This window comes from Rossellomorea sp. FM04394, from assembly GCF_041889765.1.
Lineage (GTDB): Bacteria > Bacillota > Bacilli > Bacillales > Bacillaceae_B > Rossellomorea > Rossellomorea aquimaris_B.
On the sequence record NZ_CP168654.1, the window covers coordinates 4,230,912 to 4,244,831 of the forward strand.

A 13,920-nucleotide genomic window follows, 5' to 3' on the forward strand; every position below is an offset into this window, starting at 1 on the left:
TCTCTTAGTTCTGTCCATAGCTCAGCAGGTTGGTGAAGATCCGGTAGCCTCCTGGTATTCCGCCTTGGATTTGGCGGTAGAATACGAGGTTGGTGTATAGGTAGGTTCCTTGTCCGTATTCGGCCATGAGGATGCCTCCGTCGAATGGGTCTTCACCCGGGTCTGCCATGCTGACGAATGTTTCGTAGCGGTCATCCCATGTCATCGGGTAGTATAAGCCTCTTTCTTGTACCCAGTTATCCCAGTCCGATCCCGTGATCGTATTAGGGTAGTTGAATAATGGTGATTCCGGCTGCAATACCGTCACGTCCGCATTTTCATCGGTCACTCTCCAGCGGATCGACGGGCTGCCGATTTCCAGTGGATAAGGCGCTGTCGTATTTTTATCCCATCCGTCATTCGGTTTATGATACTGCACAACCAGATGCCCTCCGTTTTCCACGTATTCTTTCAGACGCGGATTATTCGCAACCAGGTCATCCCTTGATAAATAAGCACGTATCCCGGTCACAATCGTATCGTATTGGCTGAGATCTCCCGACGCTAAATCTTCTTCCGTGAGTGATGTGATGTCCATCCCCACATTGCTGAGATAGTCTGCCACTTTATCAAAGCCGCTTTCAATGTAACCTACTTTCAAGTTTTCAGGCGTCAGCAATTCAAACGCCACTCCGTTCACTTTTGAATCATACAGGTAATAGAATGTCCCGATGTGGTCATAGCTTATTTCCTGGACCGTTGAAGAGAAGGTTTTACCGTCGACGACGGCTTGTGCATCGACCTTGAAATTCCCTTCACCGATGTCTTCCGGCGGACTGAGCGTAAAGGATACCTCTTTCTCCTCTTGTTGCTCATCGAATTGAACCGTCACCTCTTGAGGGGATACCTCCCAACCCTCTGGAGCCGAGAGCGATACCTTTGAAGAGGTTGCTCCATCTCGGTAGTTCTTCACCTTCGCGACCACAGGGATTTCATCCTGTACTTCAGCCCTGTTGACCACGATATCTTCCGGGTTGAGGGTTATGCCTACGTCAGGCAGGACGGCGATGGTTCCATCGAGATCTTGAACGTGGGTCGTTTTTGCACCGGCTGCCTCAAAGCTCACTTTAGCCTGGATGACCGGCTCTTCGTATGCATGATAATAATCGGCTTCATTCGGAACTTGAACGTCGAATACTACTTCACGTTCCTCACCAGGCTTGAGGTCAACCGCTTTTCCACCGCTCTCAACAACCCAATCTTCCGGTGTCACGAGTTCGACTTTCGCTTTTTTCAGCTTTTCTTCTCCAAGATTGGCTACTTGCACTTTCACCTGCACCTCTTGCCCCTTTGTCAAAATGGTCGTTTCAGAAGAGGCATCGACACTCAATTCCGAAGCGACAAAGCTCACTGCATGCAGCTGCTCTTTCTTCAAAGAGATTTTGTGGAGCAAGTCATTCTTCATTTGTTCATCAAGCTTTGATTTCTCGGTTTTCTTTTCTAGTCTTTCAACTTCTTTCAAGGCTTTCTGTGTTTTATTGAACGCTTCTCCTCGATCAGGATAGCTTGATATGATCCCTTCCAGGCTCTTTTGAAACTTGGTATAGTGGACCTTGAGCGATTTCTCACCCTTAGGCATTTCTTCTCCCCACTCTTTAAAATCATATGGGATTCCCTCGAACAATTCGTCCGTTCCTTTAATTTCTACGGAACTCTCCTCTAATTCCAAGTGAGTCTGTCTCGGGGCGACCCCGATGTCATTCCCCATTCCCTGGCTCTTATGCATATAGCGGGATTCTTCCCCGATTTGCGGGTAAGACATCTCATAGATGGGATCGTAGTCTCCGATTTCCAAGGAAGTCGTGGCTGTTTCTTCTGATTGTGCAGGTAAATAGAACTTCTTCACCTGCCAAACCGACAAGCCTTCTTCCAGCTGTTCCGGGAATACGTCTGGGTTTGCAGCGTCCTCGAACGCACGTTCACTAAGGATGGTGATGGAGCGATGATGTCCATGTTGGGTGTCGGAGTCTCTGAAGGATGGCATTAAGATATCTGGCTGGTAGGTCCGGATGAAGCGGATCAGTCGTTCGTAAGTGAGTTCTTCCCCCCACTTTTCCAGCGTTTCATCTGGGGTTTTGGAAAATCCAAAGTCGTAAATCGGATCTGAGGTGGTTTCACTGAGGTGGTAGGCTTTTACGCCGGTGATCTTGGCGGCTTCGATCATTTCCCTGGAGCGGATGATTCCAAGGGCATTCCCGAGCTCCTGGCCGATTTCATTTTGGCCGCCCTCTCCTCTATTCGCAATCAGGCTTGATGTTTTCACTCCAAGGCCACGGGATAGGTAGGCAAGGAAATCGCTTCTTTCGTCATCGGGGTGAGCCCCTGTGTTCAAGAACGAAACCGTCGTATCCAGAGGTTTGACAACATTCCATAATTCCACGTCATGCTCCTCTGAATGAACGACACCATTAAAAGGTAAAAAAGAAAGCACCAGCAATAACGAAAGTAAATAGCTCATAAACTTCATTCGTGTAACCCCTTTCATTTTTAGAAACTTGGTTAATCATTAAACTGCCACTCTCCACTCCTTTCGTCATAGGTCTTTAGTATGTTAGTTAAATTACCTAACTAACTAAACCCGGCAACCTCTCCTAATTAGTATCACATAAGGATAATAATGTAAATAATTATTTTACAGATAATTCAAACTGTTGTCATATTAACATTTTAAATTATCATAAAATTAAAATAACTATTGTAACTTATTCCATAATAAGGTATATTTCTTGTTAATTAGTAAACTTTACTAACCAAAATAAAGAAGGCCGTGATGCAATGAGTTTAAGAGGGGCACCTATGCAGATGAAATCGTTGAATAAAAAGAGAGTACTTCAGTGCATTCAAGAAAACTCCCCTATTTCCAGGGCGGAAATTGCTGCACAAATGAACTTGAGTAAACCGACCATCTCGTTGATTGTAGATGAATTGATAAAAGAAAAATGGATTTATGAAAAAGGGATCGGTCCCTCTTCTTCCCAAGGAGGAAGGAAGCCGATTCAGCTATTTTTCAATGAAAAAGCCGCCTATGTGGTTGGAACCGATATTGGCGGTACAAAGGTGAAAACAATTGTTTCCGATTTAGGTGGAAATATCATTCAGTCAAAGAGTTTTTCAACATCACACTATTTGCAGACAGGTCTTTTGGAGCAGATTGCAAAAGATGTCTTCCGCATGCTTGATCATCTTCAGATCCAAACAAGCGACGTATTGGGAATGGGCATGGGCGTACCGGGAATCACACAGAACGGGGTGGTCCTTGAAGCCCCGAGCCTCAATTGGATCCGATATCCGATTCTTTCAGAAGCTGAAAAACACTTCCCCTTCCCCATCCACGTGGACAACGATGTGAATGTTGCCGCACTTGGTGAGCAGTGGGTCGGAAGCGCCAAAAACAATCGCCACGTTCTATTCATGGCCGTGGGGACCGGGATCGGAAGCGGGATTATCATCAATAATCAGCTTTACAGGGGACATTCGAATGCTGCAGGAGAGATTGGTTATATGGTGACAGATAAAGATGACCTCCAGAATGACTTTAAACCGATGTTTCATCGATATGGCTATCTGGAAAGTGTAGCCGGAGGCAAGTCCATTGGGCATAAACTGACAACCCTGGTATTGGAGAATCCTGATCATCCGGCTTATGAAGAAGCCAGAAACTCAGAGTTATCCGGGGAAACCGCTTTTAATCTGGCAAAGTCCGGTGACCCGACCGCCCTTTCCGTCGTCAATGATGCGATTGACCATCTGGGCTATGGGATCATCAATGCAGCAAGCTTACTAAATCCAGAGGTCATCATTTTAGGAGGTGGTGTGTTAAAGTCATCCGATTTCATTCTTCCAAGACTACGGAAAATGGTTGATCAGTATCTTCCAAGTTCAGTAGAATTGAAGATTTCACAATTAGGGGGAAATGTTGGCGTTTTAGGTGCGGTTTCACTGTTTTTACGCGAGCACGAGGGAATGATTAATTTTTGATAATAAGGGGGATTTTTCATGAAATTGAACAAGAAATTATCGGTGATGACAACGGTTTCTCTATCTGCTGCTTTATTGCTTTCAGCTTGCGGCGGATCAGAACAGGGGTCCAGTTCAGGCAGCTCTGATGAAAAAGAAAACAAGCTCGAAGAAAAGATTGTTGTGTACTCTCCTCATGGAAAAGACATCCTGTCTAAATTTGAACAGCAATTCGAGGCAAAATACAATGTCGACGTTGAATGGCTCGATATGGGGTCACAGGAAATCCTGGACAGGATCCGCTCCGAAAAAAATAACCCGCAGGCAGATGTCTGGTGGGGAGCCCCTTCCACAAACTTCGATCAAGCGAAAGACGAAGGATTACTGAAACCTTACGAACCGTCTTATGCATCAAGCCTGGATGAAGGCTTCCACGATCCTGAATGGAACTGGTCAGGTACGAGCCAGACGCCGGAAGTGATCATGTATAACAGCAAGGAAATCTCGAAAGAAGAAGCACCGAAAGACTGGGATGAGTTATTGGATCCTAAATGGAAAGACGAGATCATCATCCGTTATCCTCTTGCTTCCGGAACGATGAGAACGATTTTCTCTGCGATGATCTATCGTGATTATAAAGATTCAAATGATCCGGCTAAAGGATATGAGTGGCTTGAGAAACTGGACGCGAACACAAAGGAATATTCAGCTAATCCGGAAATGATGTACAACAAGGTTGCTAAAGGCGAAGGTGCTCTTTCCGTCTGGGCGATGCCGGATGTCGTCATGTTAAAAGAAAACAAGAACTACCCGTTCGAATTCATCATCCCTGAAAGTGGGACACCTGTTCTGACAGAGGGGATCGCACTTGTTGAAGGCGCTCCTCATCCAAAAGCTGCTGAAGCATTCTACGAATTTGTCAATACACCGGAAGCCGCTAAGATCCTGGCGGAAGAATTCTATCGCATTCCGACGAGAAACGATGTCGAGGGACTTCCTGAGTGGATCACGGAAACAGAAATCAAGAGTATGGACATCGACTGGAAAGTATTCCAGGAAAAAAGCGATGAATGGATGAAGCATTGGGATGAAAACATCAAAAACGGAGAGAAAGAAATCAAAGAATAGGAAGTGTGACCGGTATGGCGTCGATAAAAATAGATAATGTCCAAAAAGCCTTTGGAAAGGTTGTAGCAGTTGATCAATTAAACTTGGATATCAGGGACGGGGAATTCTTTACCTTCCTTGGTCCAAGCGGTTGTGGCAAGACAACCACCCTCAGGATGATCGCCGGATTCTACTATCCTACTAAAGGTGTGGTCCGTTTTGGTGAAAAGGACATGACGCGCGTACCTCCTGAAAAAAGAAATACGGGCATGGTTTTTCAAAACTATGCCCTTTTTCCTCACATGACAGTATTTGAAAATGTTGCTTTCGGATTAAGAGTCAGAAAGCTGGCCGTTAAAGAAGTAAAGGCCCGGGTCAAAGATGTTTTGACTAAAGTCAGACTTGAACAATATTCCGATCGTCAAGTGAGTCAATTAAGCGGAGGTCAACAGCAGCGTGTCGCGTTAGCCCGTGCATTGGTGATCGAACCGGAAATCCTCTTATTGGATGAGCCACTCAGCAATCTGGATGCGAAACTTCGTGACGAAATGAGAAGCGAGATCCTGAGATTACAGAAAGAATATAACATCACTACTATTTACGTGACCCATGATCAGGCAGAGGCCCTCTCCATGAGTGACAGGATCGCCGTTTTCAACTTCGGGGTATGCCATCAGGTAGGGACACCGACTGAAATCTATAATGAACCTGCCAATGACTTTGTCGCCCGTTTCATCGGAGAGATCAATCTATTGCCTGTTTCTCTTGATCGCGTCGAGGAAAACAGCGTGTACGTCTCTGCAAAAAGCGGCTCGATCACCAAAGAGATCGCTGTACATAACCATCCTTCCATTAGAGAAATGAATGAGCAAGGTGACATCGCCCTCTCGATCCGTCCCGAAGCTATAAAGCTTGTGGATCAACATCATGAAGGGGAAAATGTGTTCAGAGCAACCGTAAAGGAAGTTCACTTCTTCGGATCCGTCATTAACGTCCAGATCGAAGTTGACCAGCAGCTCTTACAGGTTCATACATTGAATACTCTTCTTTCCAATAAGCTTCAACCGGGTGATGAAATCCGGGTTGAATTCCCTAAAGAACATATGCGTCTCATCCCGGTGATCAGCGGTGATGCCCCATGATAAAGAATCGGGACACCCGCTTGACTTTATGGCTGCTGCTGCCTGTACTCCTGGTGTTGATTGCTTATGTGCTTTATCCTTCATTGCGGACGTTTCTGGAAAGCTTGAACAAAAACGGCAGCATAGGATTTGAAAACTACGCAGACTTCTTCACTCAAGAATCGAAAACAAATCTGGAAGCCTTATGGAACTCTGTCTATATCTCGGTTTTAAGTGTCCTGGTCGCTGCCCTGATCGGAATTCCACTGGCGTTCATTTTTAATCGCTATGATTTTCCGGGTCGCAACTTCTTTTCAACCGCCGCCATCATGCCCATCGTCCTCCCTTCCCTGGTCGGGGTCATGGCCTTTATGTTTTTATACGGTGAGACGGGATTAATACCGAACGCCATCAAAGATTTGTTCGGATTGAAGGACGTTCCCTTTAAAATCGGCGGTGTTTCTGGGATCTTGATCGTCCACGCATACACCATGTATGTGTATTTCTATATGACTGTCTCTTCAGCCATCAATAAAATCGATCCATCTTTGGAGGAAGCGGCCTTTAACCTGGGAGCCAATCGATTCAAGGTCTTTTGGAAGGTGACCTTTCCATTACTGACTCCAGCGATCGTTGCTGCCTCGTTGCTCGTATTTATGATTTCAATGGCATCCTTCAGCGCACCTTTTTTACTGGCAGGAGGATTCCGCGTTTTAAGTTTACAAATTTATTTTTCCAAGATAAATGGTGATATGGAAGTCGCCGCTACACAATCTGTCATCCTCTCGATTGTGTCCATCAGTTTCTTACTTTTCATGAGATGGTATCAGAATCGAAAAGATTACCGTATGGCTTCAAAGGGGATCGGTGCTCATCGAAGTGAAGTGAAGAATCCATTCATGAAGTGGACACTGGTCGCTGCAGGTGTTGTCGGAGTCGTCATCCTTCTCCTGCCTCACTTCACCATCCTGCTTCTCTCTCTTGTTCCGGATGGTACATGGACATGGCAGACGTATCCAAGCGTTTTTAATTTCGAAAATTACCGGTTACTCTTTGAGGACCCGAATATATTTAAACCGCTCAAAAATAGTTTGATTCTTTCATTCATTGCAACAGCAGGGAACCTGGTTTTCGGGGTACTGACCTCTTACTTATTAGTGAAGAGGAAATTTGTCGGTAAGAGCTTTGTCGATATTCTAGTGATGATCCCTTGGGCACTTCCGGCAACCGTCATCGGGATGAACCTGATTTTTGCCTTTAACGAGCCGACTATTTTCTCTTTCGGAAACATCCTTGTCGGTACTTTCTGGATCCTGCCGTTAGCCTACTTTATCCGGCATATCCCATTGGTCGTCCGTTCAACCAATGCGGTACTGGAACAGCTGGATGACTCGATTGAAGAAGCTGCAAGGAGCTTAGGGGCTAAATGGTTTTATACTTTTAGAAAAGTGATCCTGCCTATCATCATGCCAGGGGTCCTGGCAGGGACGCTCCTCGCTTTCGTAGAATCAGTCGGGGAATTTCCAACATCCGTATTGCTTTACACCATATCCAACCGCCCTATTTCCATTGAAATCATGAACCAGCTTCGCATGTTTAATATGGGGCAGGCTGCTGCTTACGGAATGATTCAAATCGCCATCATCGCTGTCATTCTGTTCATTTCAAATAAGTTTTTCGGTGTGAAAGCTGAAAAATCATTATCCTAGAATCGGAGTTGAAAGAATGATCAATTTAGAAGATTTCATTAAGAATGAAGGCAGCTCTTTTCCGGGTAAAACGTATGTTGAAGAGCTGTTAATGCCTGTATTCAACGACCAGCGTGACTACCTGTTCCATGTCATGTTCGATATTCACCGGGCACATGTCATCATGCTTTCCGAGCAGGGCATCATTTCACCGGACGAAGCGGGAAAGATGCTTGAGGGGATTAATTCCGTCGCAGAAACAGAGGTCGCAGGAGTCTGCTATCAGCCCCAATTTGAAGACCTGTTCTTTATGATGGAAGCTAAGATCGGCGAGGAAATCGGAGACGAACTGGCAGGGAAGATCCATATCGGAAGAAGCCGGAATGATATGGGTGTGGCCATGTATCGCCTTGTATTGAGGGAGCACCTCCTGCACCTTCTAAGAACCTCCAATCAACTGAGTGAAGTGCTGCTCGCACAAGCAGAACAGCACACAGAAACGTATATGACAGGGTACACACATACCCAGCCGGCACAGCCCACCACACTGGGACATTATTTCTTAGCCATTTACGATGTGTTACAAAGGGATATTGGACGCCTGAAAGCGGCCTATAAAACCGTGAACCAGTCTCCACTGGGGGCAGCTGCCCTCACAACGACCGGATTTCCCATCAGCCGGGAGCGGACACGGGAATTGTTAGGTTTTGATTCAATCATCGAAAACTCTTATGATTCGATTGGAGGCGCAGATTATTTATTGGAAACCGCTACGGCCCTGATGACTTGTATGGTCAATACAGGCAGGTGGATCCAGGACTTCCTTCAGCATGTCACGAGGGAGTTCGGAACGTTCCTGGTGGCAGACCCTTATGTGCAGGTCAGCAGTATCATGCCCCAAAAAAGAAACCCGGTTTCCATCGAACATTCCCGTTCCATCGCAAGCAGCGCTTACGGGGATGCCCTAGCCGCACTGAACATGGTGCATAACACTCCGTTCGGTGACATCGTGGATACAGAGGATGATCTGCAGCCACACCTCTATCGGGCTTTTAACAACGCAAACCGTGTTTTAAAGCTTATGTATGCCGTCATTGCCACTTTAAAAGTAAACAAGGATCATGCCAAAGAAATGTCCAAGAAATCGAGCATTACCATCACCGAGCTCGCCGATACCCTGTCACGGGATTACAATATTCCATTTCGAAAAGCACATTCCATCGCCAGTTTCATTTCCAGAAAAACGATTCAGGAACGAAAGGAGCTTTATGACTGGAATATTGAAGAGATCAACAAAATGATTCAAGAACATGCCACTATTTCATTGACTGATGAAGAATGGAAGAAAATCATTTCCCCTGAATACTTTATTAGAATAAGAAATATCCAGGGCGGTCCCAACCCTGATGAGGTTTCAAGAATGGTTCAAATCAGGAACAGAGCCCTCTCCCTTCAAATAGAGGAGCTGGATAAAACCGTTGAATCACTTAATCAAAAGCGGAAAGCCTTAGTTTCATTCCGTTTTTGAACATATATAAACCAAAAAGCGCTGAGATTCCCATTAAGGATTCTACAGCGCTTTTCGACTTTGGGTTAGAGCATATCCAGTCTGTAATTCTTGTTTCAACCAATCGATCATTTTATCTGTATCCATATCGCCTTGCTGACCCTTGTCATAAGCTTTCTGGATTACAGAGAGAACGTATTGTTCCTTGCTGACATTTCCTTTCAAAAAGACAACCTCCTACAATATAAAACAGTTTCTATCACTTTATTACACTATTAGACGAAAGTTCAAACATCAATTACTAGTTATAATACCAAAAAAAGACATTGATTGATAGACTATTTTAAAAATATTTCCATTAAATAAGGAGGAATTACCTATTACGGTTTGTAGTAATTTGTCGATAGAATGAAAGTAAGGTTCTGAATAATGGCAAAATCATCGAAAGGTGATGACGCAAAGCTATAGGGGCTAATCATGCCAGCCAGCTACCAAACCAGGAGGGATTGTAATTGTCGTCGTTTTTAACTCCGGAAGAAATGTACAAGAGAAAGAAAACTAGAAAGAAATTAATGTATGCAGGATTATTTTTATTTACGATCATCCTCATAGCAGGTACTACAGTTCTTACGTACCAAATGTAAAAGCGTCCATTCGACGCTTTTTTTATTTATTTTCAGAATTCGTTCTACAATTTATGGAAAAGTTCGATGATTTTCGATAGAATAAGAGATGGAATTTATACAAGTTGGAGGCCAGCATTTTATGCATAGAGAAGTCAGACTATTCAGGGGTATTACTCAACCATCAACCTTCTTTTATCAATTGAAAGAGATGGAAGTGATAAAGGGATATAGAAAGCGTGTCTTTTTCCTATTTTTATTATCCATCATCGCTTTTGGACTCATTTCATCTTTTGGAATCGGAATGGATCCTCTTTCTAAAGAAATGACGAAACTTTCACCAGCCACTTATGAACTAGAGAAATTCCTGTTTTTCTTAGGCAGACTACTAGCCGGACTGCTTTATGCAGCGATAGTCCTCTTTTTCTCTTCATTAATCTTTTGGACCATTTCAGACGAAGGTGAATATCGAAAACTGGTCATCACTCAAGGTATAGTCTTAATGATTCTATTAGTTGAAAAACTAACCTATATTCCATTATCCCTATTCTTATCCCTTGACTGGTACTCTTCACCACTATCATTAGGAGTCATAACCCAATACTTAACATCAAAATCGTATGTGATCTATTTACTGGGAAGTTTCTCCCTTTTTAAAGTTTGGGTTTTCTACATCCAATATAAAGGCATCAAACAGTTGACCAATCAAAAAAACTGGATCATCTGGTTAGTGATTCTTTTGACCAATCTATTCTTATGGTCCCTTAACGCACTACTGGCTTTCTTAAACATATCAACCTTAATTTAACTATCCAAAGGCTGTGAACATGATGAATAGAAGAACCATTTTTTATAGCACATTAACACTCTCTCTCTTGTTTGTTGGTGCGAATACATATCTCATTGAAAAAGCGAACAGCAAGGTCGACCGCGAAGTCCGGGTAGCCAATTGGGAAATCAGCGGAACAGGAGATCTGGCTAAAGAGCTTCCGAAACCGGGTGTCGTGACAGCTGAAGAAGAAAGCTACATCTATTTCAACGACGAATTTGGCTCCTTCAAGAAATTCCTGGTTAAAGAAGGTGACCAGGTGAAATCCGGAACGCCACTTTATGAATACGAAGTAACCGATCAAACTCAGCAAAAAAATGTTCTGGAATCAGAAGTGGAACAATTGGAAGATGAAATCGATAGTATCGAAGACAATATCGACGATTTGGAAGGCCTGGAATCATCCCTTCCCTCCACTTCTACGGACGATAAAGAAATTCCAATTGACGCAAGTGCGCTTCAGTCGGAGTTTGATATAAAAAAAGAAATCGCCGCTAAAGAATTAGAAATCGACCGTTTAGAAAATCAAATCGAAAATCTTGAACGCCAAATTTCGGATATCGAATCGTATGAAACAACGTTAACGGTTCAAAGCAGTGTGGACGGGACGATCAAAGATCTTTCACATGCGATCGATAATCCATTGATTACGATAGCCTCACAGTCCACCATTGTAACGACTGATCTTACGGAAAAAGAAATCGTTACGGTGGAAGAGAATATGAGCGCAATGATTCAATCTGACATTGAGAAAAAGACTCAAAAAGGAATCGTCACCAGTGTTGCCACCCTCCCTAAAAACGATCCGCACTTGCAAACGGACAGCATGTATCCTGTGGAAGTGAAGCTTCAGGATACTGATAACAAGCTTCTTCCCGGTCATCATGTTTTCCTATCGATCATTACGGAGGAAGTAAAAGGGGCATTTGTCGTGCCTGTTACTGCGATTGAAAAAGAAGGCTCTTCTGCATTTATCTGGATCCTCACTGAAAAAGGGACCGTTGAACAGCGAAAAGTTGAAACAGGGCTCCAAGTAAATGGGCAGCAACAAATCAAATCAGGCGTAAAGGCCGGGGAATACTACATTGTTTATCCCGGCGACATTCCAGCGTTAGAAAATGGTACTCCTTTCATAACGGGGATTGACTGGAATAGGATCAAGCTGCGGGATTTGAAGAAAGTAGATCGTCCAACGGTCTTGGAAAATCTGCTGGTAGGAATATTGGAACGGAAATAACAGGGTCAGCCGCATTTGAAACCGGAATGGTTTAGATGCGGCTTTTTTAATGAAATCATGCCCTCAGGACGATTCATTTTTCTATACATACTCCTTCCCAACCAACAAATACTATTGGGTAATTACTGACGAAAAGGAGCGCTCACCATGAAAACACTCAAACGCCTCATCATCCTCACACTCTTTCTATCCCTCCTGGCCTTTTCCTTCCCTGCGACCTGCCTTTTCGCCGCTCCAACGGCACCCAAGAAAAACGTCATCCTCATGATCATGGACGGCACCAACTCCGACGTCGTCACGTTGTCACGGTGGTACCGAGGGACGGACCTTCATTTAGATCGCATATTAACAGGCGGAGTCCGGACCTATTCGGATCAGTCGGCGATCACCGATTCCGCCGCAGCCGGGTCGGCCATGGCCACAGGTATGAAGACAAAAGCTGATTATATAGGAATGAACCCGGTTGGACGTCCCGTTCTGACCGTCCTTGAAGGTGCGAAGTTATCAGGCTACAAGACCGGAATCGTAGCCACCTCCCCTGTCCAGCATGCCACCCCGGCCGCGTTCACTTCCCATGTCCTCAATCGTGAAGAATTTGGAGATATCGGTGAACAACAAGTGTACCAGGGTCTCGACGTTATCTTAGGCGGAGGTGCCGCCTGGCTGAAATCGAAAGCAAAAGACCACGTCAAAAACGATGACGGCATGCTGAAAACGAAAGAAGTCAGTCGTGAGGATGGAGAAAATCTCGTAGAGGTCATCGACTCAGAGGGCTATGATTTGATTTTGAAGAGGGACGGACTTCTAAATAGAACGGGATCATCCAAACTGTGGGGGGCGTTTGCCGAAGAAGATATCGCCTATGAATTGGATCGGAAGACGTTGAACCCTGATGAACCTTCCCTTGCGGAGATGACGGGGGCTGCGATCGACAGACTTTCTCAAGGGGAGAAGGGTTTCTTCTTAATGGTCGAGGGCAGCAAGGTGGATTGGGCAGCTCACAAAAATGATCCTGTAGGGATGATTAGCGAGGTATTGAGCTTTGACGATGCCGCCCGAGAAGCTCTTGCATTCGCCCGCAAGGACGGTAATACGATGGTGATCGCCGTCACCGATCACGGGAACAGCGGGCTGACGCTTGGGAATCAGGGAACAAATGGGGACTATAAACGTCAGCCTGTCGAGAAGTTTGTTAAACCTTTACGAAAAGCTGAGCTTACGGTTAAAGGTTCTGTTTCTAAACTTAAGGAGGATCGTTCCAATTTAAAAGAGGTTCTTTCAAACTATGGGCTAGGTGGTTTGAGTAAAAAAGAATTTTGCGCGATGGAGGATGCTTCCAAAAAAGTGGAGGATTTAGAGGGTGAAATGGTGAAACTGTTAGCGAAGCGGGCCAATCTTGGTTTTACGACACATGGGCACACTGGCGAGGATGTCTTTTTGTATTCGTATGGCCCCGGGAAGCCTGTTGGCCTTATTGAAAACACGGACATTCCGAGAGCGATTTCTAAATATCTGGGATTTTCATTAACTTCCGGCGAATTTGCCTCTTGGTATGTGGATGGTACGGAATTTTATCGTGAAAGAGGTTTTGACGTGCATATCAAGGGACGGACCTCGAAAAATCCCGAGATGGTGGTGAAGCGTGGGGACGAAGAGCTGCGTTTTCCTGAAAATAAGGATTTTTATTGGAAAAATGGAGAAAAAGTGCAGTTGAAGAGCGTGAATGTGTATGATGGGGAGACTTTTTATGTGCATGTGGAGGAGTAGGGCTCGTGTTGGGGAAGTTTTGAGTTGATTCGGGAGGTTTATTTT

General features: G+C 44.6%; 11 protein-coding genes and 1 riboswitch. Of the genes, 9 read left to right on the forward strand and 2 right to left on the reverse strand.

Annotated features, from left to right (window positions below):
- Positions 1 to 4: 4 nt before the first annotated feature.
- Entirely contained in the window at positions 5 to 2,506 is a 2,502-nt protein-coding gene (locus ACCB35_RS21145) for an NEW3 domain-containing protein (protein WP_374055201.1), read from the reverse strand.
- A gap of 308 nt (positions 2,507 to 2,814) precedes the next feature.
- Between ACCB35_RS21145 and ACCB35_RS21150 the strand changes: the two genes are divergently transcribed.
- Genes ACCB35_RS21150 through argH form a run of 5 tightly spaced genes read left to right on the forward strand, consistent with a single transcriptional unit; the run spans position 2,815 to position 9,440 of the window.
- A complete protein-coding gene (locus ACCB35_RS21150; protein ID WP_374055202.1) occupies positions 2,815 to 4,017 on the forward strand; it encodes an ROK family transcriptional regulator in 1,203 nt (400 codons plus the stop codon).
- Between the two features lie 18 nt (positions 4,018 to 4,035).
- Positions 4,036 to 5,124, forward strand: a complete 1,089-nt coding sequence (locus ACCB35_RS21155; protein ID WP_374055203.1) for an extracellular solute-binding protein — start codon at positions 4,036 to 4,038, stop codon at positions 5,122 to 5,124.
- Between the two features lie 14 nt (positions 5,125 to 5,138).
- The gene (locus tag ACCB35_RS21160; RefSeq protein ID WP_374055204.1) at positions 5,139 to 6,245 is read left to right on the forward strand and encodes an ABC transporter ATP-binding protein; all 1,107 of its coding nucleotides are present in this window, start codon (positions 5,139 to 5,141) and stop codon (positions 6,243 to 6,245) included.
- Positions 6,242 to 7,933: an ABC transporter permease gene (locus ACCB35_RS21165; protein WP_374055205.1), complete on the forward strand. Its 1,692-nt coding sequence runs from the start codon at positions 6,242 to 6,244 to the stop codon at positions 7,931 to 7,933. Before ACCB35_RS21160 ends, ACCB35_RS21165 begins: the two co-directional genes overlap by 4 nt.
- A gap of 16 nt (positions 7,934 to 7,949) precedes the next feature.
- Positions 7,950 to 9,440 (forward strand): argininosuccinate lyase, encoded by a 1,491-nt coding sequence (argH, locus tag ACCB35_RS21170; RefSeq protein WP_374055206.1) that lies wholly within the window; start codon positions 7,950 to 7,952, stop codon positions 9,438 to 9,440.
- A gap of 42 nt (positions 9,441 to 9,482) precedes the next feature.
- Here the strand turns inward: argH and ACCB35_RS21175 are convergent, their stop codons facing one another.
- Positions 9,483 to 9,644, reverse strand: a complete 162-nt coding sequence (locus ACCB35_RS21175; protein ID WP_374055207.1) for a hypothetical protein — start codon at positions 9,642 to 9,644, stop codon at positions 9,483 to 9,485.
- Between the two features lie 196 nt (positions 9,645 to 9,840).
- A riboswitch (cyclic di-GMP riboswitch) is annotated at positions 9,841 to 9,915 on the forward strand.
- 16 nt (positions 9,916 to 9,931) lie between these two features.
- Between ACCB35_RS21175 and ACCB35_RS21180 the strand changes: the two genes are divergently transcribed.
- The 4 genes from ACCB35_RS21180 (at position 9,932) to ACCB35_RS21195 (ending at position 13,875) form a co-directional block, all read left to right on the forward strand.
- On the forward strand, positions 9,932 to 10,063 hold the full coding sequence (locus ACCB35_RS21180) for a hypothetical protein (RefSeq protein ID WP_374055208.1): 132 nt from the start codon (positions 9,932 to 9,934) through the stop codon (positions 10,061 to 10,063).
- An 88-nt stretch (positions 10,064 to 10,151) separates the two neighbouring features.
- Entirely contained in the window at positions 10,152 to 10,850 is a 699-nt protein-coding gene (locus tag ACCB35_RS21185; RefSeq protein ID WP_374055209.1) for a hypothetical protein, read from the forward strand.
- 19 nt (positions 10,851 to 10,869) lie between these two features.
- On the forward strand, positions 10,870 to 12,108 hold the full coding sequence (locus ACCB35_RS21190) for an efflux RND transporter periplasmic adaptor subunit (protein ID WP_374055210.1): 1,239 nt from the start codon (positions 10,870 to 10,872) through the stop codon (positions 12,106 to 12,108).
- A gap of 147 nt (positions 12,109 to 12,255) precedes the next feature.
- Positions 12,256 to 13,875, forward strand: a complete 1,620-nt coding sequence (locus tag ACCB35_RS21195; RefSeq protein WP_374055211.1) for an alkaline phosphatase — start codon at positions 12,256 to 12,258, stop codon at positions 13,873 to 13,875.
- Positions 13,876 to 13,920 lie beyond the last annotated feature (45 nt).

What these genes read in the sequence shown, in the direction of transcription:
- ACCB35_RS21160 (WP_374055204.1), top strand. Translation starts at nt 5,139, where the DNA reads ATGGCGTCGATAAAAATAGATAATGTCCAAAAAGCCTTTGGAAAGGTT.
- ACCB35_RS21155 (WP_374055203.1), top strand. Translation starts at nt 4,036, where the DNA reads ATGAAATTGAACAAGAAATTATCGGTGATGACAACGGTTTCTCTATCT.
- ACCB35_RS21190 (WP_374055210.1), top strand. Translation starts at nt 10,870, where the DNA reads ATGATGAATAGAAGAACCATTTTTTATAGCACATTAACACTCTCTCTC.
- ACCB35_RS21165 (WP_374055205.1), top strand. Translation starts at nt 6,242, where the DNA reads ATGATAAAGAATCGGGACACCCGCTTGACTTTATGGCTGCTGCTGCCT.
- argH (WP_374055206.1), top strand. Translation starts at nt 7,950, where the DNA reads ATGATCAATTTAGAAGATTTCATTAAGAATGAAGGCAGCTCTTTTCCG.
- ACCB35_RS21185 (WP_374055209.1), top strand. Translation starts at nt 10,152, where the DNA reads ATGGAATTTATACAAGTTGGAGGCCAGCATTTTATGCATAGAGAAGTC.
- ACCB35_RS21145 (WP_374055201.1), bottom strand. Translation starts at nt 2,506, where the DNA reads ATGAAGTTTATGAGCTATTTACTTTCGTTATTGCTGGTGCTTTCTTTT.
- ACCB35_RS21150 (WP_374055202.1), top strand. Translation starts at nt 2,815, where the DNA reads ATGAGTTTAAGAGGGGCACCTATGCAGATGAAATCGTTGAATAAAAAG.
- ACCB35_RS21195 (WP_374055211.1), top strand. Translation starts at nt 12,256, where the DNA reads ATGAAAACACTCAAACGCCTCATCATCCTCACACTCTTTCTATCCCTC.